The sequence below is a fragment of the Nonomuraea sp. IBHARD001 genome (assembly GCF_056106265.1).
Genome location: NZ_JBWBBW010000002.1, coordinates 6,768,681 through 6,793,719 on the forward strand (window position 1 = coordinate 6,768,681; position 25,039 = coordinate 6,793,719).

Genomic DNA, 25,039 nt, shown 5'->3' on the forward strand with positions numbered 1-25,039 from the left:
CCGCCTGAAGGAATGCGCCCTTCCTAGAGGAGCCCGCGCAGCGACGCCACGACCGGGTCGAGGCCGGGACCGAGCGCGCGCAGGGTCTCGGCGGGCAGGTGGGCGAACAGGTGCTCGTGCAGCATCGCCGCCACCTCGGCCCTGGCCCGCTCCACCACACGCTCGCCCTCGGCGGTGAGCACGGCGTAGGTGGTCTTGCCGCGCACCGGGTCCTCCTGCCGTTCGACCAGGCCCTGGGCGGCCAGCCTGTCGATCTGGTGGGCCAGCCTGCTGCGTGAGAACCACACCTGCTGGGCCAGCTCCGTCATCCTGACCCGGCCGGAGTCGGCGATCTGGCGCAGGACGCCGTAGTCGGCGTGCGTCAGGCCGTGGTCCTCCTTGAGCCGCCGGTCCAGCAGCGCGCCGGCCAGCCGCCCGCCCTCCAGGAAGTTGCGCCACGCGTGGAGCTCGTCCGGGCCGAGCCGGGAAGTGTCCGCCATGCGGGGCAGAGTAGAGCCTGGCCCGGCCCCGGGCGAACCGCCGCCCGGCTCACGGCAGGAGTTTCTCCATGGCCTTGGCGATGCGCTTCTCGGAGACCGGGGTGGGCGTGCCGAGCGTCTGGGCGAAGAAGCTGACCCTGAGCTCCTCGATCATCCAGCGGATCTCCGTCACGTCGGGGTCGCCCCGCCTGGCGGGCGGCAGGCGCTCCAGCAGGTCGAGGTAGTCGTCCTCGACCTTGTGCACCTTGGTCATCCACTCCTCGTCGCGCCACGGTTCGAGCGGCAGCTTCTCCAGCCGCCTGTCGATCGCACGCAGGTAGCGCAGCACGTCGGGCAGCCTGCGATACCCCGTCACGGTCACGAAGCCGGGAAAGACCAGCTTGCCGAGCTGGTCGCGCACGTCCTGCACCGACGCCGAGGCCCGCAGCCCGTCCAGGCGCAGGCCGATCGCATGCCACACGGCGAGGATCTGCTCCACCCGCGACACGACCTCACGCGAGACGTCGTAGAGCTCGGACCGCACGTGCTGGTACAGCCGGTCGAACCCGACCGGGTCCCACGCGGGACCGCCCACGTCGGCCATCAGCTTGTCGGCTGCAGCCGCGACGCAGTCGTCGAACAGCGCCACCGCGCCGCCGTGCGGACTGCGCGACAACGACAGCTTGGCCTGGTTGGACAGCCCGCCGAGCAACGACTTGGCCGGTGAGGTGACATTGAGCAGCAGCAGCCTGCGCGTGCCTTTCCACATGGAACGGCGCTGCTCGGCCTCGGTGTCGAAGATCCGGATCGCCACCGAGTCCGTGGTGTCGACCAGCGCCGGATAGCCCTTCATCCGCCCGTGCTCGAACGTCTTCGGCAGCGTGCCGAAGCTCCACGTGCGCAGCCCGGTGCGCTCCAGGTCGTCGGCGGCGGCCGACAGCGTCTGACGCAGCTTCGGCGCCAGCTTGCGCTTGAGCGCGGTGAGGTCCTTGTCCTCGGCGACCGTGCGCCGGTGGTCGTCGATCACCCGGTACGTCACCCGCAGGTGGTCGGGCAGCTGCTCCAGCTGCCAGGCGTCGTGCGGCACCCGCACCCCGGTCAGGCGCAGCAGCTCGCGTTCCACCGACTCCAGCAGCGGCTCGGCGCCGGGCCTGACCGAGGCGAGCACCTGCTTGGCGAAGTTCGGCGCGGGCACGAAGTTGCGGCGCAGATGCTTGGGCAGCGACCTGATCAGCGCCGTGACCAGCTCCTCGCGCAGGCCGGGGATCTGCCAGTCGAAGCCGTCGGCCGTGACCTGGTTCAGCATGGCCAGCGGCACGTGCACGGTGACGCCGTCGGCCTCGGTGCCCGGCTCGAACTGGTAGGTCAGCTTCATCCGCTGGCCGAGCTGACGCCAGGAGTCGGGATAGTCCTGCGCACTGACATCGGCGTTGTCGTTGACCAGCATGTCGGGCGAGAACGTCAGCAGCCCGGCGTCCTTCGCCTTGGCCTGCTTCCACCACGAGTCGAAGTGCCTGGCCGAGACGACGTCGGCGGGCACCCGCTGGTCGTAGAAGTCGTACAGGGCCTCGTCGTCGACCATGATGTCGCGGCGGCGGGCCCGGTTCTCCAGCTCCTCGACCTCCTCCAGGAGCTTCCTGTTCTCCTTGAGGAAGGCGTGGTGGGAGTCCCAGTCGCCCTCGACGAGCGCGTGCCTGATGAACAGCTCGCGCGACAGCTCGGCGTCGATCCGGCCGTAGTTGACCTTGCGGCCCACCACGAGCGGCACGCCGTACAGGGTGACCTTCTCCAGGGCGACGACCGAGCCCTGGTTCTTCTCCCAGTGCGGTTCGGAGTAGGTGCGCTTGAGCAGGTGCTGGGCCAGCGGCTCGACCCATTCGGGCTCGATCTTGGCATTGACCCTGGCCCAGAGCCTGGAGGTCTCCACCAGTTCGGCCGACATCACCCAGGCGGGCTGCTTCTTGGCCAATGCCGAGCCGGGGAAGATGGCGAAACGGGCGTTGCGCGCGCCGATGTACTCCTGAAGGGCGCGGCGGCCGTCGTCCTTCTTCTTGTCCACGACGTCCTTGACGCCGACATGCGACAGCAGGCCCGACAGCAGCGAGATGTGCACCTTGAAGGCGTCGGCGGGCTCGGTGTTGGGCTGCACGCCCATGGCCGAGCGCAACTGGCTGAAGATGTCCTGCCACTCGCGCACGCGCAGGTAGTTGAGGAACTCGGCCTTGCACAGGCGGCGGAAGGCGCTCGACGACAGCTCCTGCTGCTTTTCCCGCAGGTAGTTCCACAGGTTCAGATAGGAGACGAAGTCCGACTCCTTGTCGGCGAACCTGCGGTGCTTGTCGTCGGCCGCCTGCTGCTTGTCCGAAGGCCGCTCGCGCGGGTCCTGGATGGACAGGGCCGAGGCGATCACCATGACCTCGCGCACGCAGCCGTTGCGGTCGGCCTCCAGCACCATGCGGGCCAGGCGCGGGTCGACGGGCAGTGCGGCGAGCCTGCGGCCGAGCGCGGTCAGCTGCCCGTCGGCGTCGAACGCGCCGAGCTCCTGCAGCAGGTTGACGCCGTCGCGCACCTGGCGCTGGTCCGGCGGCTCGACGAAGGGGAAGGCGGCGATGTCGCCCAGGCCGATCGTGGTCATCTGCAGGATGACGGAGGCCAGGTTCGTCCTGAGGATCTCGGGATCGGTGAACTCCGGCCTGGTGAGGAAGTCGTCCTCCTCGTAAAGCCTGATGCACACGCCGTCCGACGTGCGGCCGCAGCGGCCCTTGCGCTGGTTGGCGCTGGCCTGCGAGACGGCCTCGATCGGCAGGCGCTGCACCTTCGTGCGGTGGCTGTAGCGCGAGATGCGGGCGAAGCCGGGGTCGACGACGTACTTGATGCCGGGCACGGTCAGCGAGGTCTCGGCGACATTGGTGGCCAGTACGATCCGGCGGCCGGTGTGCGCCTGGAACACGCGGTGCTGCTCGGCCGCCGACAACCGGGCGTAGAGCGGCAGCACCTCGGTGTTGCGCAGCTCGGCCTTGGTCAGCGCGTCGGCCGCGTCGCGGATCTCGCGCTCGCCCGACAGGAACACCAGGATGTCGCCGGGCCCTTCGAGCACCAGCTCCCGGCACGCGTCGACGATGCCCTGCGTCTGGTCGTCGTCCTGGTCGATCGGGCGGTAGCGGACCTCGACCGGGTAGGTGCGGCCCGACACCTCCACGATGGGGGCGTCGCCGAAGTGGCGGGAGAAGCGCTCGGGGTCGATGGTGGCCGAGGTGATGATCACCTTCAGGTCCGGGCGTCTCGGCAGCAGCTGCTTGACGTAGCCGAGGATGAAGTCGATGTTGAGGCTGCGTTCGTGCGCCTCGTCGATGATCAGCGTGTCGTACTGTTCGAGCAGTCTGTCGGTCTGCAGCTCGGCCAGCAGGATGCCGTCGGTCATCAGCTTGACCAGGGTACGGTCGCTCGCCTGGTCGGTGAAGCGCACCTTGTAGCCGACCACCTCGCCCAGCGGCGAGCCCAGCTCCTCGGCCACGCGCTCGGCCACCGTGCGGGCGGCGATGCGGCGCGGCTGGGTGTGGCCGATGACGCCGCGCACGCCCCGGCCGAGCTCCAGGCAGATCTTGGGGATCTGCGTGGTCTTGCCGGAGCCGGTCTCACCGGCGATGATCACGACCTGGTTGTCCCTGATCGCGGCGAGGATGTCGTCCTTGCGCTGGGAGACGGGCAGCTGCTCGGGATAGACGATCGCGGGGACGACCTCACGTCTGCGGGCGACCCGCTGCTCGGCCTTCTCGACGTCGGCGAGGATCTCGCCCGCGATCTTCTGCTGCGCCTCCCTGCTGCGCACGCGACGGGCGCCGTCGAGTCGTCGGCGCAGCCTGCGCTGGTCGCGCGGCATCAGCTCGGGCAGGCGTTGCCCCAGCTCATCGAGCGGAGATTTCAAGCTGACTTTCCCCTGATCACCTAGAGGCGCCCGGCCAGGACGCCCAACAGGCAAGGATAGGCACCCGGCCCCGGGGCTCCGCCACCGATTATCCCGCCACAGGCGGCAACACCCCGCACCGCACGCCCATTCCCCCCCGGGCGCGGTGGTTCAGGCGTGCCGGGAGGCGATCATGGCCGCGCCGATGATGCCCGCCTCGTTCTGCAGGGTCGCCGCGACGACGGGCACGTCGAGCTTGATGTGCGGCAGGAACTTGTCGGCCTTCTTGCTCACGCCCCCGCCGATGACGATCAGCGAGGGCGACAGCAGCATCGCCACGTGCTCCAGGTACTCCTGGACGCGTTCGGCCCACTTCTCCCAGCTCAGGTCGTGCTCCTCCCTGGCCCGGTCGGAGGCGCGGTGCTCGGCCTCCTTGCCGCGTATCTCCAGATGGCCGAGCTCGGTGTTGGGCACCAGGACGCCGTCGACGAACAGCGCACTGCCGATCCCCGTGCCGAACGTCAGCATGAGCACCGTGCCGCCCTTGCCCCGCCCCTGCCCGAACGCCATCTCGGCGATCCCGGCCGCGTCGGCGTCGTTGAGCACCAGCGCGCCGCCGAACAGCTTGGAGGCGTCCTCCTCCACCCAGGAGTCGTGCACGTTGGCCGCGGTCTTGACCACACCGTCGACGACCACTCCGGGGAAGGTCACCCCGACCTTGCCCTTCCAGTCGAAGTGCTCGACGATCTGGGCCACCACGTCGGCCACGTCGTGCGGCTTGGCCGGGTGCGGGGTCGGGATGCGCAGGCGGTCGCGCGTCAGGTCGCCGCCAGCCGTGTCGACCGGCGCTCCCTTGATGCCCGAGCCGCCGATGTCGATACCGAGAACGTCCATGCAGACGACCTGCCCACCGAACAGCAAAGAAACCCTGCCGAACCCGTCCTCATCCCTCCCGGTACGGCTCGCGCCAAGGCGTGCGCCACCCGCCGTTCACACGTGCCCCCGTCCTTCACGCGCCCCCGGCAGGACGTGGCCGGGCGCCGCGACGCCAGGTCCGCCGAGGTGGTCATCTCCCGCTGCGGATGACGTCCGGTGCGGTGGAGGTGAGGTGGTCGTCGTCGTGGTACAGCCGGATCTGCAGGCCGTCCGGGTCGCGGAAGCCCATGGCGAAACCCCTGGACGCCTGGATGATCGGACTGTGCTCGATACCCAGGGCGTCCAGGTGGGCGCTCCAGGCGTCGAGGCCCGCACGGGTGGTGGACAGGGCGAAAGGGTCGGCGTCGTACAGGGCCGAGGCCAGGGCGGGGTTCTCGCGCAGGGCCAGTTCGAAGGGTTCGCCTGGCAGGCGGAAGGCCATGCCCCTGACGACGCCGTCGTCGTCCTGGAAGCTGATGACGTGTTCGAGGCCGAACACCTGCTCGTACCACCGCCTGCTCACGGCCAGGTCGCTCACCCAGATCTTGAGATGGCGCACACCGTCGATCGTCGGAGTCATGCCGTCAGTGTGGGCCATGCGGGTCGGTGTGGGCTATGCGCCGTCCTTGTCGGAGTCGACGGCGAAATTCATCGCGCCCTGGTAGCCGTCCGCGGCCTTGACGGTCTTCATCGGCATCGTGTCGCGGTAGATGGAGTCGCCGTCGTTGAAGGTGTCCCTGCCGGTGTGGGCGGCGTAGGGCTCGGCGGTGAACACCTCGGTGTTGGCCGCCTCGTCGAACATCACCTGGGTGGTGAGCGTGCGGTCGTTGCCGACGTGGACCATGGCGTGGATGTGCACCGTACGGCCTCGGTACCAGCCCGGCCAGACGGTGGTGAAGGCCACGACTCCCGAGTCGTCGGTGACCTGGGCGCCGCGCAGGTAGCGCTTGTCGTCCTGCGGTTCGAGATCGGCGGCACCGCCACCACCACCGCCGTCGCCGGGACCACCGCTCGGCGGGGCGCCGCCTCCGGGGCCGCCGCTCGGGGGCGGGCCCTGCGGAGCGCCGCCGCCTCCACCGCCTCCACCACCTGACAGGGATTCGGCTCCCGAGTACAGGCCGCCCGCGTCGCAGTGCCAGATCTCCACGACGGCGTTGGGCACCGGCTCGCACGTCTCGCTGTCCTGCACCCGGAAGGCCAGGTCGAGCCGGGTGCCCTGCCGGTCCTCGCGGATGTCGCTGCGGATCTTGTCGGCGTCGAAGTAGTAGGGCCCCTGGGTCGTCGAGGCGGTGAGCGCACAGGTGCCCGCGTCGGTCAGCATGGCCCTGGCACCGCCGGTGGACCCCGTCGCCATCGGCGAGACGCTCGCCTTGGCGCCCGTCGTCGTGGTGGCGGTCGGCTCACCTGAGGCGCAGGCCGCCAGCAGGGCGGTCAGCCCCACCGAGCCGATGCCCGCCAGCGCCGTGCGGCGGCTCACTCGTCTGCCTTCGTCGTGCATGTGTTTCCTCCCAGGTCCGGCCTACCCCGCACGTTAGGTACGCCACATGAGGAATGCCTTAGACCTGGTCTGTAAGGTGCCTGGAGTGACCCAAGAGCCTTTCAGCGCCTGGCTGCGCGCCCAGTGCGAACCGGAGTGGAACGCGGTCGTCGAGCACCCGTTCGCCGCCTCGATCACGACAGGGCTGGTCGCCGACGCCGACATGCGGCGCTACCTGGAGCAGGACTTCCAGTTCGTCGACTCCTTCACCGCCCTGCTGGGCGCGGCGGTCGCCTCGGCCGACACGTTCGAGGCGCGGGTGCCCTACGGGCAGTTCCTCGGCCTGGTCGCCACGACCGAGGAGAAGACGTACTTCCACCGGGCACTCGCCGCGCTCGGCGGCACGCTCACCCCCGTGCTCGAGCCCGTGACGGCCGACTTCAGGGCCCTGATGGACGAGGTGCGCTCGACGCAGGACTACCCGCTCGTCGTCGCCGTGCTGTGCGTCGCCGAGTGGACCTACCTCGGCTGGGCCTCCCGCGCCGAACCACCCCTGCCCACCCACTTCGTCCACCGCGAGTGGATCGACCTGCACGAGGGCCCGGCCTTCAGGGCCTGGGTCGCCTTCCTCCGCACCGAACTCGACCGCCTCGGGCCCACCCTGGACGCGGGACGCAGGGAGCGGGTGCTGGCCGTGTTCAGGAGGGCGGTCACCTTGGAACGTCGCTTCTTCGACATGGCACAGGGACTCTGAGCAGCGACGACGCCTCCGAAGCGGGGTTCACAGCCAGCCGTTGTGCCGGGCCAGGCGGGCGGCCTCGATGCGGTTGCGGGTGTGGGTCTTGCCGATGGCGGAGGACAGGTGGTTGCGGATGGTGCTTTCCGACAGGTGGAGGCGGGCGGCGAGGGCGGCGATGGTGGTGCCGTCGAGGGCGGCGGAGAGGATCTCGCGTTCTCGTTCGGTGAGCGGGTTGCGGCCGGTGTTGAGGGCGGCGGCGGCCAGGGCGGGGTCGATGACGCGCTCGCCCGCCACCGCGCGCCTGATCGCGTCAGCGAGTTCCTCGACGGGGCCGTCCTTGACCAGAAAGCCGGCCGCGCCCGCCTCCATGGCCCTGCGCAGGTAGCCGGGCCTGCCGAACGTGGTCAGCATCAGCACCGTGCACGAGGGCAGCCTCTCGCGCAGGTCGGCGGCCACCTCGAGACCGCCACGGCCGGGCAGCTCGATGTCCAGCAGCGCCACGTCGGGCCGGGTGTCCAGCGCGGCGGGCACGATCTCGGGGCCTGATGCCACGCTCGCGACGATCTCCAGGTCGGGTTCGAGGCCGAGCAGCAGGGCCAGGGCGTCGCGCATCATGCCCTGGTCCTCGGCGATGAGCACCCGGATCGGCGGCCCGCTCATCGCCCGGCCCTGACGCGGAGCCGGAACCCGCCGCCGGGCAGCGGCCCCGCCTGTACGGTCGCCCCGGCCGGTTCGGCCCGTTCGGCCAGGCCGCGCAGCCCGTGGCCGTGCGCCTGCCGGGACGCCGGGCCCGTGCCGTCGTCGGTCAGCTCCAGCACGTCGTCCTCACCTTCCCGCCGTAGTGCGATCACACACCGGGTGGCCCGCGCGTGCCGCAGCACGTTCGTCGTGCCCTCCCTGACCGCCCAGCCGAACAGCGCGTCCACCTCGGGCGACAGGAGCGTGCCGCCGTCCTCGACGGTGACGGCGACTCCCGCCTCGCCCAGCGCGGTGCGCGCCGCCGCGAGCTCCTGGGCCAGGCCCCTCCCCCGGTAGCCGGTGACCGCCTCGCGTACCTCGGCCAGCGCGGTGCGGCCGATGGCCTCGATGTCGGCGGCCTGCCCTGCGGCGGCCGAGGCGTCGCGCGGGGCCAGCCTGCGCACTGCCTCGGCCTTGACCACCATCACCGAGAGCGTGTGGCCGAGCAGGTCGTGCAGATCGCGCGAGAAACGCAGCCGCTCGCGCGAGACCGCCACGGCGGCCAGCTCACGCCGGGTGGCGCGCAGCTCGTCGATCGCGGCGTACAGCTTCAGCGTGACGTGCACCAGCACCCCGGCGGCGGCGGTGCCCCAGGCGACGGCGGCGACCGCGTCCTCGCCGCCGCCGGTCGCGACGGTCACCAGGATCGACACCAGCGTCACGGCCGCCAGCCCCCACCTGATCGCCGTGCCCCGCAGCACCACCCCGCACGCGATCGACACCAGCGGGCACAGGTAGAGCCACTTGCCGCCGAAGGCCAGACACGCCCCGAACGTCAGTACGGCCAGCACCGCGAGCCCGGCGGGCGCGAGCCACCGAGGACTCCCGGTGACGGCCGAACGCACGGTGAGCAGGTAGACGCCCGCGAACGCGACGAGCGCGAACGCGGGCGCGAGGGCCGGATCCCTGACCACGTCGTAGCCGGGAAAGTAGGCCAGCACGAGCCAGAACCCGAACGGCCGCCAACCCCTCTCCATGACGACCACCCTGTCACGACCAGAAGCCGAGCCGATGCTCCGCCGCGTAGTCGATCGGCCCCACCTTGCCCGGCGCCAGCGACTGCGTGCCCTCGGGCAGCAGGGGCCAGGCGGGCAGGCCGGGCGTGTTGGGGTCGCCGGTGCGGGCGAAGGCGGTCCAGTACGCGGCCATGCGGTCGGCGAGTTCCTCCTGCGCTGGCGCGAAGTCGGCCTTCGCCTCGGGGAACAGATAGGGCAGCTCCCCCGCGTGGTAGGCCCCCCAGGCGAAGTCCGTCTCGAACGGCAGGAACATCGGCGCGTCCCGGTCGGCGAACTCGTAGCCGTACACGGGCACGTGCTCGGCCAGCAGCGTGTTCTGCTCGGTGATGCCGTGCGCCCACATCCGGTCGGTCAGCACGGCGGCCCACGCCAGACTGGGCGTGCCGTGCGCGGCGACCGGATAGGCGGCCTCGATGCGGGCCGCGTCGTCGCCGAACGCGGTGCGCAGCAGCTCACGGTACTGCGACGCGGTGACGGGCTTGCCGCTCACGTCGTGGTTCATCCCGACGAAGATGCGGTGTTCGTCCTTGGTCGCCCCGGCGAGCACGGGCACCCGGTGGAAGCGTCCGGCCCGCAGCGCCTGCGGGGGCGCCTGCGGCAGCACGTCGTTGCCGTAGGCGAACACCTGGAAGGCGTTCATGATCTGCGGCACCGCGAGGACCTTGGCGGCGGGCAGGGCCCGCAGGCAGGCCAGGTCGGCGCAGCCGAGTTGCCCGGCGAACAGCTTGCCCATGCCTTCGACCTCGGCCGTGCTGCGCCACCCGAACGACGGCTGGGCGGCGAGGCCGGGCACCATGCTTCCGGCGGGCATGTCGAGCATCGTCGGCGAGCTCTGCAGGATCACCTTGTCGAACAGTCCCTTCGCGTCCGGCGAGGTCAGCTGCCCGCCCAGGGCGAGCGCGCCGAACGAGACGCCGAACGCCGTGACATTGGCCGGGTCGCCGCCGAACGCCGCCGCGTTGCGCCTGACCCAGCGCAGCGCCTCCTGCTGGTCCTGCAGGCCGTACGTGCCGGAACCGGTGAGGCCGGGGAAGCCGAAGGCGCCGAAGACGCCGAGCCTGTAGTTGATCGTCACCACGACCGCGCCCTTGGCGGCCAGCCTGCTCGCGTCGGTGAAGTGCCCGGCGCCGAGCGCGCCGTCGCCGTGTATCCACACCAGGACGGGACGGCCTGAGCCGGGTTCGCGCGGTGTGGTGACATTGAGGACCAGGCAGTCCTCGGTGGTGCTGGAGATCTTGGCGTAGTCGGAGCCGACCTGCGGGCACATCGGGCCCGGCTCGGTGGCGTCGCGCACGCCCTCCCAGGCGGCGACCGGAGCGGGCGAACTCCAGCGCACCGGCGCTCGCGCGTACGGGATGCCCTGGAAGGTGCGCCCGGCCTGGCTCACGACGCCCTTGACGACGCCGGTGTCGGTCGTGACGAGGGCGGGATCGCGCTCCTGCGCGGGGGCCGGAGCGGCGGCGCATCCGGCGATCGCGGACGCGGTCAGCAGTGCGGCGAAGACGGTGAGTTTCATACCGTCCACGCTTCCAGCCGTCCCCCCTCCGGCCCCAGAGCCGAAAATCCGGGATGGTCCACGACAAAAGTCCTGGCCCTCGCCTCACGCTGATCCACTCCGGACTACCATCTCGGGGGCATCAAAAATCTGGAACGGTTTCGAAAAATGGACGATCTTCTGCTGCTGTTCGAGGACGGAGGTCGCGGGCGGACACTGTCCGTGCCGCTGCCCTTCGGCGACCTCGTCTGGCCCGATCCCGCCTACACCCGCCTGCCTCCGGCCAAGCACCCGGCCTTCTGGATGAGCGACGATCCGGTGCCGGGCGAGTTGTGGGCGGCCGTCCGGGCCGAGCACCCGCGCTCGGGGCTGTGGCCGGTGCTGCTGGACGAGTCGGCCCAGCCGTGGTCGGCCGGGCAGGTCATCCCCGACCCGGCCTCGATGATCGACGGCTTCACCGCCGCCGCGTTCATGAGCGAGGTGTGGAGCGAGTGGGTGGCCCAGGTGAGCGACGCGGCCCTGGAGGAGATCGCGCCCTTCGGCCCGCTCTGCCCGGGCCTGGCCGACCCCGGGGTACGGCAGGCCGATCCCGACCGGGTCGCCGACTGGTACGCGGGGGTGCTCGCCACCCGTGGCATGCCGCTCGGCCTGGCCGCGGCCGAACGCGGGGCCGACGCGCTGGCCGTGATGGGCTGGCAGGGCGCGCTGCACCACAACGAGTGGGCGGTGCCACTGGCCGCCGTGGTGCGCAGCTGGGAGGACAGGTTCGGGGCCAGGGTGGTCGGCATGGGCTTCAACACCCTCGACCTCAGTGTGGCCGCCCCGCCCGTCTCCGAGGAGCACGCACTGCACGTGGCGGCCGAACACTGGGCCTTCTGCCCGGACAACATCGTCCAGGGGCCCGGGGACCTGCTCGGTTACGCCGAGCAGATCCGCGGGCAGTACTCCTGGTCCTTCTGGTGGGACTAGCCGCCTTCCTTCCTCAGGCCGTTCCCAGAGGAGCCGTCTTCTAGAAGAACGGGAAGGACGGCACCGACAGGTCGACCTCGGCCGGGCCGGTGAAGGCGCTCTTGGCCTCGGGCACGTCGGCCGTGGTCAGCGGGCGGCCGAGCACGAACGGCACCGAGATCTTGCTCCTGGACAGGTCGACCGTCACATTGGCCCCCGTGGGCGCCTCAGAGGTCATGCTGGCGTCGGTCCCGGCCAGGATCAGGCCGATCCGGTGCCCCTTCTTGAACGTGTAGTCCTGCGGGAGCGTCTCCCACTTGACCCGGCCGTACGTCCCGGCGGGCAGCGGGGTCGAGGTGCTCAGCGAGTCGCGGTTCTGCACGTCGATCCAGCCCCTGGCGACGATCTCCAGCGGGCGGTTGGCCAGGTTCGTGACGGTCTTGCGGTAGCAGCCGTCGTCCGGCCCGGCGGCCTCACCGTGGCAGCTCTCCTCGGTCAGCGTGCTGATGCCCTGGCCGCGCCGCCAGTCCACACGCACGTCCTCGCCGAAGTCGACCAGCAGGGCGGTCAGGTTGGAGGTCGGCTTGTCCAGCGCGACCCGCAGGTCGACGGTGGGCGTACCGGAAAGGCGCAGGTCGAGCGGGATCGCCCCGGTCACGAAGGCGGCCCTGCCCGGCTTGGGCGTTCCGGCGTCGGCGACCATGGCGTCCTGGGTCTGGCGGATGTCGGCGTACGTCGCGGTGTTGCCCCGGCGGTCGGGCAGCAGGCCGAGCGAGCCATCACTCTTGGGGTGCAGCGGGACGTTCAGGGCGAAGGGCGCGGGCCAGTCGCGCTGGGTGATCCAGCTTTCGCCGTTGAGCTGCACGTCCGCGCGCGGCTCACGCATGATGTCGTTGCGCACGCCCTGCAGCCAGTAGTCGAACCAGCGGTGCAGCGTGTCCACCCAGACCTCACGGCGGAAGTCGAACGGGTCCACGTGGTGGTACTGCCCGACCCAGATCTTGCGCGGCACCCCGCGCTCGCCGAGCGCCTTCCACCAGGCCGAGAAGTTGTCCGGCCTGACGTTGTAGTCGTTGACCGTGTGCACGGCGAACACCGAGGCCTTGACCTTGGACACATCGGCCAGCGTGCCCTCGATGTAGTCGCGCTCGGCCCAGAAGGCGTTGTAGTTGCCGCTGTCGTCGCCGTCCTCGGCGTCCAGCCTGGCGCGTACGGCGGCGCACTTGGCCTCGGGGTCGGTGTCGACGTAGTTGGCCAGCCAGGAGGCGTAGTCGTAGTTGTAGACCTGGCCGTTGGCGCGCTGGTACTTGTACCAGGAGCTGATCGCCGAGATCGGCACGATCGTCTTGAGCCCCTCGACGCCCGTGGCGGCGACGGCGTTGGCCAGCGTGCCGTCGTAGGACTTGCCGATCATCGCGGCCTTGCCGTTGGTCCAGCTCGCCCGTACGAGGGAGCCGTCGGGGCCGTAGGCCTTGGCCCGGCCGTTCAGCCAGTCGATGACGGCCTTGCCGCCCAGCACGTCGGCCTTGCCGCCGGTGTCGGGGCAGCCGTCCGACCTGGTGGTGCCGAGCATGTCCACATTGAGCACGGCGTAGCCACGTGGCACGAAGTAGTTGTCGTAGTACAACGGGAAGCGCGTGACATTGCCTGCGGCGTCGTACAGCTTGCGCTCGGCCTCGTTGCCTCGGCCCGAGTTGTCGTAGTAGGGGCTCTCATCGATGATCACGGGAACTTTGAGCCTCGGCCCCGATTCCTTGGGCCTGATGATGTCAACGCGAACCCGGTCACGCTTGCCGTCGCCGTCGCTGTCCACACTGGACTCGACATAGACGTGCTCGCGTACGGCGTCGGCGTAGGAGAAGACCGGCTGGGTGCGGCCGCCCGCGACGGTGATCGCGGTATCGGCCGACGCGGTGCCGGCGGGGATGATGCCGGCGACGACCAGGGCTAGTGCGGTGAGGGCTGACCGTAAAGGTGGCACGCGTTCCTCCAGTGGCGAACGTGGTGAAGCATGCGCAATGTCTCAGGTGAGACTCGTCCTGACAAGATCCCCCTTGGGGTGAAGAGGGTCGTGTGTCACAATCCCGAAAATGGTCGAGTCGCGTTCGCTGGCCGTACGAGTGCTGGGCCTGCCCGACGTCACGCTGTGGATCGTGGCGGTTTCGGGCGGTGCGCTCAGCACCGCCCTCGTCCTGTTCGGCAGGGGCGGCGCCGCGGCCGGGGTCGCGGGCGTCGTGGCCGGGCTCGTGCTCGCCGTACTCGGGGGCAGGGCGGCCAGTGCCGAGCACCGGGCCGAGGCCGAGCGGCTGACCGGGCTGGTGGAGCGCAGGGCCGAGCAGGTCAGCGCGCTGAGCCACGAGTTGCGCACACCGCTCAGCATGATCAAGGGAGCGGCCGACCTGCTGCTCGAAGGCGGGCCTGGGCCGCTCACCGGCACCCAGACGACCTTCCTGCGCACGATCGACCACCAGTGCGCCCAGGTCATCCATCTGTGCGAGAGCCTGCTCATCCATGCCAAGATCGAGTCCGGCCTGTTCACACCCGCGTTCGAGGCGGTGGACATGTCGGCGCTGACCCGTGACGTGGTGATCGCCATGCGGCCGCTGTGCGGGCAGCGCGAGCAGCGCATCACGCTGGACACCCCGCAGGTGACGCCCGACGTGCACGCCGACCCCCGGCTGCTGGTCCAGGCGGTGACCAACCTGCTGTCCAACGCGAGCCGCTTCACCACCGTCGGCGGCCGGATCGCGGTGCGCGTCGCGGTCATCGACACCGGCATCGCCCTGTACGTCACCGACGACGGCGCCGGTATGACCAGGCAGCGCAGGCGTGAGCTGTTCCGGCCGTTCGTCACCAGCGGGCCGCTGGGCGACGGCACCGGGCTCGGCCTGGTCCTCACCAAGACGATCGTCGAACTGCACGGCGGCTCCATCATGGTGGACACCGCGGCCAGGCTCGGCACCACGATCCTGCTCACGCTGCCGTTCGGAGGAGTGCGATGAGCGTCGCCCTGGTCGTCGACGACGAGCCCCAGATGACGATGATCGTGGCATTCGCCCTGGAGACGCAGGGCTTCACCGTGCTCCAGGCGCACGACGGCGCGACCGCGCTGAACCTGCTGCGCACCCGCCGGGTCGACCTGGTCGTCCTCGACGTCGTCATGCCGACCATGGACGGCCTCAGCCTGTGCCGGGCGATCAGGAGCAGGTCCGAGGTGCCGATCATGCTGCTCACCGCGCTCGGCCAGCCCGACCAGGTCATCTCCGGCCTCGAGCACGGCGCCGACGACTACGTCGTCAAGCCCTTCCACCCGCGCGAGGTCGCCCTGCGTGCCCAGGCCCTGGTCAGGCGCGGCCAGAGCGGCACCGTGCTCACCGTCGGCCGGCTCTCGCTCGACCTCGGCGCGCACGTCGCGACACTCGCCGGACGCCGGTTGGACCTGCCCTACACCGAGTTCAAGCTGCTGGCCCAGCTCGCCTCGCACCAGGGCGTGCCGCAGTCGTGGCAGGAGCTGCTGCGCTCGGTGTGGGGCACGGCCGAACTGCACGGCGGGCGCGACGTGGTCAAGTCGGCGGTGTACCGGCTGCGCTCGCGACTGGCCTCGGTCGACGGCGCCACCACCTATATCCGCACGTTGCGGGGTGTCGGCTATCTCATGCCGCCCTTGGATGAATCCTCCAGGTGACAGCCTCGTCACCCAGCCTCACCGGCCGTTCACGGGGAGCGTCTCGGCCTCGCCGTACGTTGACGGCACAGGCAGCCACCGACATTGGAGATCCGATGACGGCCATCGCACCCCCAGCTCGCCGTTCTTCGCTCGTGCTCGCCGCTCTGCTCGTTCCCGTGCTCCTCTCCGCCTGCTCGGCGCATGCCGGGCCCGCCGGGGTCACCGTCGCCTGCGGTTCGATCGAGGCCTGGTGCTCGGCGATGACACGCAGGTTCACCGAGGTCACCGGTGTTCCGGCGGACTTCGTCCGGCTCTCCAGCGGGGAGGCGCTGGCCAGGATCAAGGCGGGCAGGGACGAGCCCGAGTTCGACGTCTGGCACGGCGGTCCCGCCGACGCCTATGTCGCGGCCGCAGCCGTCGGGCTGCTCGATCCCTACCTCTCGCCGAACTCCCGCATGATCAAGGCAGGCTGGACGGACCGGCGCGGCCTGTGGAGCGGCGTCTACGCGGGCGTGCTGTCCTTCTGCAACAACACCGAGGTGCTGGCCGCCAAGGGCCTGCGGCCCGTCACCTCCTGGCAGGGCCTGCTCGACCCCCGGCTGCGCCGCAACGTCGGCATCGCGCATCCCGCCACCTCGGGCACCGCCTACACCGCGCTGTGGTCGCACGTCACGCTCAACGCGGGCTCGCAGGAGGCCGCGCTCGCCTACATGCGCAGGCTCCACCCCAACGTGCTGCAGTACAACAAGTCGGGCGCATCGGCGGCCCAGCAGGTGGCCAGGGGCGAGGTCGCGGTCGCCGTCGTCTTCTCCCACGACTGCGTCGCCACCCGTGAGCAGGGCTTCGACTTCCTGCGCGTGACCTACCCGGCCGAGGGCACCGGCTACGAGGTCGGCGGCGTGGCCGTGATCAAGGGAGCGCGCAACACCGCGGGAGCGCGCAGGTACGTCGACTGGGCGCTCACCGCCGACGCGCAGCGGCTCGGCCCCGCGGCCCGCTTCTACGCCCTTCCCACCAACACCTCGGTCACCCCCGACCCGCGTTCGGCGGATCTGAGCGCACTACGCCTGCTCGACTACGACTTCGGCGAGGCGGGAGCCGCGAAATCAGCCCTGTCCAGGCGTTTCGACGCCGAGATCGCACCCGCGCCCAAGTCATGAGGCGCGACGCCGGGGTCAGGATCGCCATCGGGGCCGCCGTCCTGCTGGTCCTGGCCGCAACGGTGTACCCACTGGTCAACGTGCTGGCCGAGGCGCTCGGCCCGGACGCGCTGCCGCGCTACGCCGAGTTCGCCACCTCCCCCGTCGATCTCGGCATCCTGCGCAACACGCTCGTACTCGGTCTGCTGGTCGGCCTGACCGGGACCGCGATCGGGCTGCTGTTCGCCTTCGTGCAGACCAGGCTGGCGGTGCCCGGCAAGCGCGTCCTGCACGTCGTCGCCCTGCTGCCGCTGGTCAGCCCGCCGTTCGCGGTCGCCACCGCCGCCATCGTGCTGTACGGCAAGGGCGGGCTGATCAGCCACGACCTGTTCGGCCTGGACAACGACATCTACGGGCTCGACGGACTGGTCCTGGTGCTGTCGCTGTCGTACTTCCCCGTCGCCTATCTCGGGCTGCTCGGCATGATGCGCGGCCTCGACCCGGCGATGGAGGAGGCGGCGATGAACCTCGGCGCGAGCCGCCGTCGTGTCTTCCGCACGCTGATCCTGCCGCTGCTCGCACCGGGGCTGGCCGCGCCCTTCCTGCTGCTGTTCGTCGAGGCCATCGCCGATCTGGCCAATCCGCTCGTGCTCGGCGGCGACTACATGGTGCTGGCCAGCCGGGCCTACGTGGCGGTGATCGGTGAGTACGACACCAGGTCGGCGGCCGTCTACAGCCTCATCCTGCTGGTGCCGGCCATCGGCCTGTACTTCGCCCAGCGCCACTGGATCGGGCGCAGGACCAGGGCGACGATCACCGGCAGGCCGTCCGGCACCGTGCACCTGATGCGCGGCGCCGCCCGCTGGCCGATCTACGCCCTGGCCGTGCTCGTCGCCCTCGTCGTCGTCAGCCTGTACGGCACGGTGCTCGCGGGGGCGTTCACCGAGGCGTTCGGCGCGAACAACACGCCTACGCTGCGGCACCTGGAGGAGGCGCTGTTCGGGGCCGGGCGGCAGGCCTTCCTCGACACCACGGTGCTCGCCGCGCTCGCCACACCGGTGGCGGCGCTGGCCGGGCTGATGCTCGCCTGGCTGGTGGTGCGTCATCTCGGCCGGGCCGGCGCGTGGCTGGACTTCGGCGCGACGCTCGGCGCCGCCGTACCCGGGACGGTGCTCGGGATCGGCTACGTGCTGGCCTATCGGGGGGACGTCGAGGTGGCGGGGGTGAGCGTGCTTCCCGGGCTGGTCGGCGGCGGGGCGCTCGCCGGGGGCGCCGCCGGGATCGTCCTGGCCTATGTGGCGCGCAGTGTGCCCGCCGGGCTGCGGACCGGGACGGGGGCGCTGGCGCAGTTGCACCGGCATGTCGAGGAGGCGTCGGCCGATCTGGGGGCCAGGCCGCTGCAGACGTTCAGGAGGGTGACGCTGCCGATCATCAGGCCCGCGCTGCTGACCGGGGTCAGCTACAGCTTCGCGCGATGCATGACGTCGCTGTCGACGATCGTGTTCCTCGTGCCGCCCAACACCAAGATCATTACGTCGCAGGTGCTCAACTCGGCGGGCATGGGCGACTACGGCCTGGCCTTCGCCTACTGCGCCGTGCTCATCGTGATCGTCCTGGTCAGCCTGGCGCTGATCAGGCTCGTCGTCGGCGGCGCGACCGTCCACACCCGCACCGCCGTGGAAAGGTGAATGTGAACCTCATCGATCTGGACCGCGACACCCGGGCGGGCGAGCTCAACCTCGACGGCCTGACCAAGACCTTCACCGGGACGTGCGAGGACGTGCTCGCCGTCGACGGCGTCAGCATCGACATCGCGCCCGGCGAGTTCATCACCCTGCTCGGGCCCTCCGGGTGCGGCAAGACCACCACACTGCGGATCGTGGCCGGGTTCGAGCAGGCCACGTCCGGCACCGTGCACCTGGACCGCGAACGCATCGACGCCGTGCCGCCGCAACGCCGGTCGATGGCGATGGTCTTCCAGAGCTACGCGCTGTTCCCGCATCTGAACGTGCACGAGAACATCGCGTACGGCCTGCGGCTTCGCGACGGCACCAGGAGCGAGATCGACGAGGCCGTGAAGATCGCGATGACCAGTATGAACCTCGTCGGCATGGGCAGACGCCACCCGCACGAGCTGTCGGGCGGCCAGCAGCAGCGCGTCGCCCTGGCCAGGGCCATGGTCGTCCAGCCCAAGGTCCTGCTGTTCGACGAGCCGCTGAGCAACCTGGACGCCAAGCTGCGCGACGCCATGCGGGCCGAGATCAGGCGGGTGCAGCACATGCTCGGCATCACCGGGCTCTACGTCACCCACGACCAGGACGAGGCGATGAGCATGTCCGACCGGATCGTGGTGATGAACCGGGGCCGGGTCGAGCAGATCGGCGCACCGGCCGAGATCTACCTGCGCCCGGCCAGCGTGTTCGTCGCCGACTTCATCGGGCGGGCGAACTTCCTCGAGGTGTCGGCGACTCCCGCCGGAGGCAGGGCCGCGGTCACCGTACTCGGGCGGCGGATGACCGTACCCGCTCACCCCGGTGTGTCACCGCACGACACGGCGCTGCTGATGGTCAGGCCGGAGGCGGTGGCTGTCACCCCGACCGGGGTCGACGGGGACGGGGCCATTCTGAGCAGCACGTTTCATGGGGCGAGCGTGGATTACGAGATCGAGACGGCTGGGGGAACGCTCACCGCTTCGGTGCCGGGGCCGCATCCGGCTGACCTGCTGAAGGAGGGGACGAATGTGTCGGTGATGTTCGCGGCGGAACGCGCTTACGTGCTGCCTCGTCGGTGAGGGGGTGTGTTCCGGGGTGGGTTTTCGGGGGGTTCGGGACTTGGGTCGGGGTCTGATTTCGGGAGTGCTTGTGGGGCTGGTCTTGGGACTGCGTGTGGGGCTGGATTCGAGGGTGCCTTCGGGAGTGATTTCGGGGGTGCTTTCGAGGGTGTGTGCAGGGCTGACTGCGGGAGTGATTTCGGGAGTGTGTGCAGGGCCGGTTGTGGGGCTGCCGCTTGTGGGGCTGTTGGCGGGAGTGCTTGTGGGGCTGTTTGCAGGGCTGTGGTGGGCGAGGAGGGATGGGTAATGGTTGGTCTCGGGAGGGCGTTCATGGGTGGGGGCGGATTGTCGGTCGGCTTCGCCGGGGAGTTGGAGACGCTGTTTCATCCGCCTTCCCACAGTCCGCTCGTACCTGACCCCGAAGGCCTGCTCGACCTGCCCGCACGCTTCGGCTACCGCGTACTGTCGGCCGAGGGTGACCCGCTCGGCCAGGGCCGTACCCCCGGCTCCCACCACGCCATGGCCGCCTTCGCCAGACCGGGCCGAGGCGGTCTCGCCCTCGTACGCAACCACGACCAGCGGCACCGCCCCGGCGGCATGAGCGGCCCACCCGAGCTCACCTACGACCCCGCGGGCTTCGGCGGCGTCACCACGCTCTACCTCGGTACCTCCGGCGACCTGCTCGGCCAGCGCGTCGGCCTGGCCGGTACGGTGGCCAACCGCGCCGGAGGCCGGACCCCGTGGGGCACCTGGCTGACCTGCGAACACACCGACACCCTCGCCGGGCAGACCAGGCCGCACGGCTGGGTGTTCGAGGTCGACCCGTTCTGCGCGTGCGAGCGCCGCCCCGAACCGCTCACCGCACTCGGACGCTTCGGGCACGGCGCACTCGCCATCGACCCCGTCACCGCCGTCTGCTACCTGACCGAGAGCGCCTCCTCCCCCTCCGGCCTCCTCTACCGCTTCCTGCCCGACTGCCCGCACGAGAGGTACCGGGGCCCCGGCCGTCTTGAGGCCCTGTACGTGCCCGGCGTGGCCGACCTGGGCGAGGTCGAACAGCCCGGCACCGTCTTCCCCGACGTCCTGTGGACCAAGATCCCCGACCCCGCCGCCACCACGACCCCCACCCGAACCCAAGTGGAACGCGCCACCCGCGTACACCTGCTGGAAGGGGCTTGGTGGTCCGGCGACTCGGTGTACTTCACCGCACGCTACGAACGCGGGGACTCGCGTGGGCTTGGACAGATCTGGCGGTACCGGCCCGGTCGGCACGCGTTGCGTTTGGAGGCTGTGTTCCGGCCCGGGGGGTTGTTCGGGGGGCCGGAGCGGGTGGAGGTGTCGCCGTACGGGGGCGGGCTGGTGCTCACCGACAACGGGGACGGGGATCGGCATGTCGCCGGGGTCTCGGCCGGGGGCGTCGCCGTGCCCATCGCCCGCAATGCGGTCAACGATGCCGAGTTGACCGGGGCCACGTTTTCGCCTGACGGGGGGACGTTGTTCGTCAACCGGCACACGCCCGGAGTGACGTTCGCGATCCGGGGACCTTGGCGTGGGGGGTGAGGAAGGGGGGGCGGCGGTGGAGTGGGCGCGTTTGGTCTTCGACCTGGAGCGTCGTCGGGGGGTTCTGGGAGACGTTGACTTGACGTCTGGCGCGTGGCTCCAGGTGCATCCCAACGCCCCAAGCACCGAAGCCTTGGACGACTCCCGCACACCCGCCCCTTCGACGACTCCCGCACGCCCGCCCCCTTTGCCCGACGTCACAGACGCAGGTCAAAGGGGGCGGCTCCCGCTCGGGCTGCGCCCGGCATCTCAGACATGCACCCCAGGCAACTCCCGCCCAGCCTCGACCTGCCCTTCCAGCGGAGGCGTACCGCGCCTGCGCAGGAGCCCGAACGCCACGGCAGCAGCGGCGAGCACACCGAACGCCCCGACCAGGAACGTCGTCGACATGGCCTCCCCGAAGGCGGCACGCGCCGCGCCCGCCAGCGCAGGATCGGCGACGGCCTCGGCGATGGAGCCCGGTGCCCCGGCGGGAAGCGCGCCGACGAAGCCCGCGGTCGTGATGCTGCCCAGCGCGGCCACCCCCAGCGCCGCCCCCGCCTGCTGAATGGTGTCGTTGAGCGCCGACCCGACCCCCGCCTGCTCGGCCGGCACCGCCCCCATGAGCGCCGAGATCGCCGACGGCATCGCCAGCCCACCCCCCGCGCCGAGCACGAACTGCCCCGCCACCACCATGACGACCCCGTCCCCCGCGAACGCCAGCAGCACGAACCCACCCGCCATCACCAGCATGCCCACCGCAGCCGTGACGCGATTCCCGAGCCGCGCCCCGATCGCGGCCCCCACCCCGTTGAACACCAGCGAAGCGATCGCCATCGGAATGAAAGCCAGCCCCGCCTGCATAGGCGTGTACCCCAGTACGAACTGCAGGTACTGCGTCAGCACCAGCAACAACCCCCCGTTGCCGACCTGCACCAACGTCAGCGAAAAACTCCCACCCGCGAAATCCCGATCCCGGAACAACCCCAACGGCACCATCGGGTACGGCGTCCGCACCTCCCACACCACGAACCCCACCAGCGCAACGACCGTGACCCCCAGCGCGACCCATGACACCCCGTGCGCGAGCTCGTTGATCGTCCAGACGAGCCCCGCCATCCCGACCATCGACAGTACGGCGCCGACGGGGTCAGGCCTGGTCTTGGGCCCCTTCGACTCCGGCATCAGCGTGAGCGCCGCGACCACGGCGACCGCGACGATCGGCACGTTGATCCAGAACACCGATTCCCACCCGAACGAGGCGATCAACACCCCGCCCAGCACCGGCCCCCCGACGAGCCCCACCATCGCGACCGCCCCCCACGCGGCCATCGCCTTCCGCCGCTCGTTCTCATCGGTGAACGCCGTGATGAGAATCGACAACGTACTGGGCATGACCAACGCCCCGCCCACCCCCATCGCCACCCGAGCCGCGACGAGCTGCCCCGGATCCCCCACCATCGTCGCCACCCACGACGCGACCCCGAACACCACCAGCCCGATCACCATCACCTTCCGCCTGCCGTACCGATCGGAAAGCGACCCAGCCGTCAGCAACAGCCCCGCGAACACCAACATGTAGGACTCCAGCACCCACTGCACATCCTGAGCACTCGCCCCCAGATCAGCCGCCAACGAAGGCACCGCCACAGTCAGCGCCATGTTGTCCACCACCAGCACCAACGTGCTGAGACAGAGCACAACAAGAACCACCCACCGCCGCGACACCGAACTTCCACTCACATCCATGCGCCCTCCCAAGTACACCGTCTTCTATTGCGAACACTGTACGCACAAGCAATCACCGTACGCAAACGACACCTGCCACCGTGGGAACTCCTCCATGCCGCCGCACCCGAGGCCGCGAACATGCGCGAACACCGACCCGCGCCACCTTCGACCACCGGCGGCAAATCCCAGCTCAGGGACTCTCGGTACACGAGGCGCGAGGCCAGAGACTCAAGGGTCGCGGCGGACCTCAACGCATAGAGGCTCGACGCATCCACCTCAGAGAGCGTCTGACAGTGAAGCTCGTGGTTGATCGTCGACTATGCGTCACGCCAGGTTGGGGCAGTTTCGCCGATCGCGCGTCACCAAGGCTGTCGACGAACGCGATGCGCATCACGGCTGCGACGCGGTCGGCGCGAGCTACATATCCTCAGGCAAGTCGGCGATAGAGCATGAGCCAGCCGAAACGCACCCAATCACCCATCGACGCTTGCCCACACCAACCAGAACCGGCCCCGCCCCTGCTCCTCCAGACGCCACCCCGCCCCCGCCGACCATCCCCCATCCGCACGCCCTGCTCCGCCCAGCACTCCACCACGCCGCCCACAAAGACGAGACGACCTGCCCCACAACACCCAAGTCAGCACCAGACGGCAACCACAAGCAGCGCCCATCACCACCGACGAAGCCTGGCAGCAACTCGATACGGCGCGAGGTGATCGATTGTGCGCGCTCTACGAACTCGCCTTGCGTACCGGCATGCGGCGCAGGGAACTCCTCGACCTACGTTGGAAGGACCTGGACCTGGCCTGCGACCCCCTGACCATCCGCAAACCCACCAGCACATCCCGACAAGGGTCTGATCACCGCACCTACCAAGATCGCAAACCCTGGGCGACGCATTGCCGTGCCCGCCCCCTGTATCGATGCCCTCACCGCCCCATCGTGACCAGCACGACAGCGAACGCGCACCCCTCAGCGCAGACAGGCCCCGACACCGGGCTCGTCTTCACCCCCCCCGTCGGCGCCCCCGAGCAACCTAGGCTGCCACTTCCGAGCCCTAGTACCCCAGCCGCACTTATCGATCTTTGAGGTGTTGTCGCTGGTAGTGGCTTCGTCGGGAGCGGGCTTGATGGCGTCGTCGCCAGCGTGACCAGTGCAGGATGTGAGACCGGCTGATGGGCGGCCGGGTCAGCAGGCCGAAGAGGCGGCGGATCTCGTTCGCGGACATCTCGATGAGCTGGCCGGTGCCGGCCGGTGGGACGGGTGCGGCGCTGAGGACTGCACGAGTCACGGCCAGGAAGGCCAGGGCGAGCATGGCCAGAGTGATGTAGCGATACCAGGCGGTATAGAGCCGCACCTGGTACTGGTCGAAGGCGGCTTCGTTCTTGCCGGTCTGGAAGCATTCCTCGATCGTCCAGCGAGCGCCGGCCACCTCGACCAGGCGCTGTAGTGGCACCGGTCGCGGAGTGTGACACAGGTAGAAGGCAGGTCGCGGGGATTGCTGAGCGAGCGGCGGATGAGCAGGCGGCGCGCAGGGCTGTCAGTGGCGATCAGCGCCCAGTCGTAGCGCCGTTCGCCCTTGGCTCCAGGGCCGCAGGACAGGCGCTGCCATCCGCTCTTGGGCACCTTGACGGCCATGACGTCGGCGCGGACCTTGCCCACGCCGGTGGCGATCTGGTGGGCACGGGAGACCGCGAACACGTAGGAGATCTGCTGGTCTTCCAGGTAACGGCGCAGGGGTCCGTTGTCGCCGTATGCCTCATCGGCGGTCACCCAGCCGAACGGCACGCCGGCCGCGAGCGCCCGTCCGATCATGGCCTGCAGGAGTTGGGGTTTGGTGGCGAAGCCGACCTGCTCGGGGACATGAGCGCTCGCGCAGCGGTCCGGCCGGGCGATCCAGGAGTCTCTGGGCAAGTAGAGCTCACGATCCAGCACTGCCCGGCCACGGCTGGAGGCGTAGCCGAGGAACACGCCGATCTGGCAGTTGGTGACCTTGCCGAGGGTGCCGGTGTATTGCCGCTGCACCCCTGCCGAGCGGGTGCCTTGTTTGGCGAAGCCGGTGTCGTCGCCGACCAGCACCCCATCGGGCTCGCCCAGATACCGCATCAGGTAGGTGCGGATATCGTCGCGCACGCCATCGACGTCCCACTTGGCGGCGTTGAACAGCCGCTGCATGCCATCCGGGGTGGCCTCACCGGCGTACTCGGCCAGCGACCAGCCGTTCTTACGCTCCAGCCCGGACAGCAGCCCGCCGAGGCAAGCACGTGCACGCTGTCGAACTTCGGGACGTTTGAACCGGTCGGCTACCAGCGCGAAGGCGTCATCCAGACCCGCTTGCAGACCAGCGGCGCTGACATGTTCTACCCTGGCCAACGCGGCCACCGCATGATCTTCAGTTCCAACACACCTGAATGATCACAGCGGTGGTCGCTCGTCTTTCACCCGGCTACAAGCATGGACGAGCGTGCTCAAGCATGGACGAGCGCGCTACAGCACGACGCAG

Annotated in this window: 18 protein-coding genes and 1 pseudogene; 8 read left to right on the plus strand and 11 right to left on the minus strand. The window is 70.1% G+C overall.

The features are described from left to right. Positions 1 to 23 precede the first annotated feature (23 nt). The 5 genes from ACTWNK_RS32560 to ACTWNK_RS32580 all read right to left on the minus strand — a co-directional run bounded on the left by ACTWNK_RS32560 (position 24) and on the right by ACTWNK_RS32580 (position 6,775). Positions 24 to 479 carry a MarR family winged helix-turn-helix transcriptional regulator gene (locus ACTWNK_RS32560; protein WP_474308745.1) on the minus strand — a complete coding sequence of 152 codons (456 nt, stop codon included), beginning with the start codon at positions 477 to 479 and terminating at the stop codon, positions 24 to 26. Between the two features lie 49 nt (positions 480 to 528). Continuing rightward, positions 529 to 4,383, minus strand: coding sequence for an ATP-dependent RNA helicase HrpA (hrpA, locus tag ACTWNK_RS32565; RefSeq protein ID WP_474308746.1), 3,855 nt, complete (start codon positions 4,381 to 4,383; stop codon positions 529 to 531). Positions 4,384 to 4,533: 150 nt separating this feature from the next. Further along, entirely contained in the window at positions 4,534 to 5,256 is a 723-nt protein-coding gene (ppgK, locus tag ACTWNK_RS32570; RefSeq protein ID WP_474308747.1) for a polyphosphate--glucose phosphotransferase, read from the minus strand. Positions 5,257 to 5,428: 172 nt separating this feature from the next. Next, complete coding sequence (locus tag ACTWNK_RS32575) at positions 5,429 to 5,857, minus strand: VOC family protein (RefSeq protein WP_474308748.1); 429 nt, start codon at positions 5,855 to 5,857, stop codon at positions 5,429 to 5,431. 33 nt (positions 5,858 to 5,890) lie between these two features. Next, positions 5,891 to 6,775 (minus strand): peptidase associated/transthyretin-like domain-containing protein, encoded by an 885-nt coding sequence (locus tag ACTWNK_RS32580; protein ID WP_474308749.1) that lies wholly within the window; start codon positions 6,773 to 6,775, stop codon positions 5,891 to 5,893. Between the two features lie 85 nt (positions 6,776 to 6,860). On the opposite strand from ACTWNK_RS32580, the gene ACTWNK_RS32585 reads away from it, so the two are divergent. Next, a complete protein-coding gene (locus tag ACTWNK_RS32585) occupies positions 6,861 to 7,508 on the plus strand; it encodes a TenA family protein (protein WP_474308750.1) in 648 nt (215 codons plus the stop codon). Positions 7,509 to 7,535: 27 nt separating this feature from the next. Here ACTWNK_RS32585 and ACTWNK_RS32590 read toward each other — a convergent pair whose 3' ends face one another. From ACTWNK_RS32590 to ACTWNK_RS32600, 3 genes are read right to left on the minus strand one after another with little or no spacing between them, the layout of a single operon-like run. After that, positions 7,536 to 8,153 carry a response regulator transcription factor gene (locus tag ACTWNK_RS32590; RefSeq protein WP_474308751.1) on the minus strand — a complete coding sequence of 206 codons (618 nt, stop codon included), beginning with the start codon at positions 8,151 to 8,153 and terminating at the stop codon, positions 7,536 to 7,538. Next, entirely contained in the window at positions 8,150 to 9,208 is a 1,059-nt protein-coding gene (locus ACTWNK_RS32595) for a sensor histidine kinase (RefSeq protein WP_474308752.1), read from the minus strand. The genes ACTWNK_RS32590 and ACTWNK_RS32595 overlap by 4 nt, the downstream gene beginning before the upstream one ends. A 13-nt stretch (positions 9,209 to 9,221) precedes the next feature. Further along, the gene (locus ACTWNK_RS32600) at positions 9,222 to 10,763 is read right to left on the minus strand and encodes a carboxylesterase/lipase family protein (protein ID WP_474308753.1); all 1,542 of its coding nucleotides are present in this window, start codon (positions 10,761 to 10,763) and stop codon (positions 9,222 to 9,224) included. A 147-nt stretch (positions 10,764 to 10,910) separates the two neighbouring features. Between ACTWNK_RS32600 and ACTWNK_RS32605 the strand changes: the two genes are divergently transcribed. Beyond that, complete coding sequence (locus tag ACTWNK_RS32605; RefSeq protein WP_474308754.1) at positions 10,911 to 11,711, plus strand: DUF4253 domain-containing protein; 801 nt, start codon at positions 10,911 to 10,913, stop codon at positions 11,709 to 11,711. A 40-nt stretch (positions 11,712 to 11,751) separates the two neighbouring features. On the opposite strand, the gene ACTWNK_RS32610 is transcribed toward ACTWNK_RS32605, so the two are convergent. Beyond that, positions 11,752 to 13,671, minus strand: coding sequence for a Xaa-Pro dipeptidyl-peptidase (locus ACTWNK_RS32610; RefSeq protein ID WP_474308755.1), 1,920 nt, complete (start codon positions 13,669 to 13,671; stop codon positions 11,752 to 11,754). Between the two features lie 109 nt (positions 13,672 to 13,780). Here ACTWNK_RS32610 and ACTWNK_RS32615 point away from each other — a divergent pair, with 109 nt between their 5' ends. The 6 genes from ACTWNK_RS32615 (at position 13,781) to ACTWNK_RS32640 (ending at position 20,826) form a co-directional block, all read left to right on the plus strand. Then, the gene (locus ACTWNK_RS32615) at positions 13,781 to 14,692 is read left to right on the plus strand and encodes a sensor histidine kinase (RefSeq protein ID WP_474308756.1); all 912 of its coding nucleotides are present in this window, start codon (positions 13,781 to 13,783) and stop codon (positions 14,690 to 14,692) included. Then, positions 14,689 to 15,375 carry a response regulator transcription factor gene (locus tag ACTWNK_RS32620; RefSeq protein ID WP_474308757.1) on the plus strand — a complete coding sequence of 229 codons (687 nt, stop codon included), beginning with the start codon at positions 14,689 to 14,691 and terminating at the stop codon, positions 15,373 to 15,375. The genes ACTWNK_RS32615 and ACTWNK_RS32620 overlap by 4 nt, the downstream gene beginning before the upstream one ends. A gap of 95 nt (positions 15,376 to 15,470) precedes the next feature. After that, positions 15,471 to 16,517: an ABC transporter substrate-binding protein gene (locus ACTWNK_RS32625; RefSeq protein WP_474308758.1), complete on the plus strand. Its 1,047-nt coding sequence runs from the start codon at positions 15,471 to 15,473 to the stop codon at positions 16,515 to 16,517. Further along, the gene (locus ACTWNK_RS32630; RefSeq protein ID WP_474308759.1) at positions 16,514 to 18,184 is read left to right on the plus strand and encodes an ABC transporter permease; all 1,671 of its coding nucleotides are present in this window, start codon (positions 16,514 to 16,516) and stop codon (positions 18,182 to 18,184) included. Before ACTWNK_RS32625 ends, ACTWNK_RS32630 begins: the two co-directional genes overlap by 4 nt. Before the next feature lie 2 nt (positions 18,185 to 18,186). Next, complete coding sequence (locus tag ACTWNK_RS32635; protein ID WP_474308760.1) at positions 18,187 to 19,287, plus strand: ABC transporter ATP-binding protein; 1,101 nt, start codon at positions 18,187 to 18,189, stop codon at positions 19,285 to 19,287. A gap of 309 nt (positions 19,288 to 19,596) precedes the next feature. Beyond that, complete coding sequence (locus tag ACTWNK_RS32640; protein ID WP_474308761.1) at positions 19,597 to 20,826, plus strand: alkaline phosphatase PhoX; 1,230 nt, start codon at positions 19,597 to 19,599, stop codon at positions 20,824 to 20,826. A gap of 249 nt (positions 20,827 to 21,075) precedes the next feature. Here ACTWNK_RS32640 and ACTWNK_RS32645 read toward each other — a convergent pair whose 3' ends face one another. Together ACTWNK_RS32645 and ACTWNK_RS32650 are read right to left on the minus strand one after the other, a co-directional pair. Beyond that, a complete protein-coding gene (locus tag ACTWNK_RS32645; RefSeq protein WP_474308762.1) occupies positions 21,076 to 22,533 on the minus strand; it encodes an MFS transporter in 1,458 nt (485 codons plus the stop codon). A gap of 1,078 nt (positions 22,534 to 23,611) precedes the next feature. Continuing rightward, positions 23,612 to 24,909 (minus strand): annotated as a pseudogene (locus ACTWNK_RS32650) (IS701 family transposase). Positions 24,910 to 25,039: the final 130 nt, after the last annotated feature.

Coding starts and splice junctions, on each gene's coding strand:
- ACTWNK_RS32605 (WP_474308754.1), top strand. CDS start 10,911: ATGGACGATCTTCTGCTGCTGTTCGAGGACGGAGGTCGCGGGCGGACA.
- ppgK (WP_474308747.1), bottom strand. CDS start 5,256: ATGGACGTTCTCGGTATCGACATCGGCGGCTCGGGCATCAAGGGAGCG.
- ACTWNK_RS32560 (WP_474308745.1), bottom strand. CDS start 479: ATGGCGGACACTTCCCGGCTCGGCCCGGACGAGCTCCACGCGTGGCGC.
- ACTWNK_RS32625 (WP_474308758.1), top strand. CDS start 15,471: ATGACGGCCATCGCACCCCCAGCTCGCCGTTCTTCGCTCGTGCTCGCC.
- ACTWNK_RS32640 (WP_474308761.1), top strand. CDS start 19,597: ATGGGTGGGGGCGGATTGTCGGTCGGCTTCGCCGGGGAGTTGGAGACG.
- ACTWNK_RS32615 (WP_474308756.1), top strand. CDS start 13,781: ATGGTCGAGTCGCGTTCGCTGGCCGTACGAGTGCTGGGCCTGCCCGAC.
- ACTWNK_RS32590 (WP_474308751.1), bottom strand. CDS start 8,153: ATGAGCGGGCCGCCGATCCGGGTGCTCATCGCCGAGGACCAGGGCATG.
- ACTWNK_RS32630 (WP_474308759.1), top strand. CDS start 16,514: ATGAGGCGCGACGCCGGGGTCAGGATCGCCATCGGGGCCGCCGTCCTG.
- ACTWNK_RS32595 (WP_474308752.1), bottom strand. CDS start 9,208: ATGGAGAGGGGTTGGCGGCCGTTCGGGTTCTGGCTCGTGCTGGCCTAC.
- ACTWNK_RS32580 (WP_474308749.1), bottom strand. CDS start 6,775: ATGCACGACGAAGGCAGACGAGTGAGCCGCCGCACGGCGCTGGCGGGC.
- ACTWNK_RS32600 (WP_474308753.1), bottom strand. CDS start 10,763: ATGAAACTCACCGTCTTCGCCGCACTGCTGACCGCGTCCGCGATCGCC.
- ACTWNK_RS32620 (WP_474308757.1), top strand. CDS start 14,689: ATGAGCGTCGCCCTGGTCGTCGACGACGAGCCCCAGATGACGATGATC.
- ACTWNK_RS32575 (WP_474308748.1), bottom strand. CDS start 5,857: ATGACTCCGACGATCGACGGTGTGCGCCATCTCAAGATCTGGGTGAGC.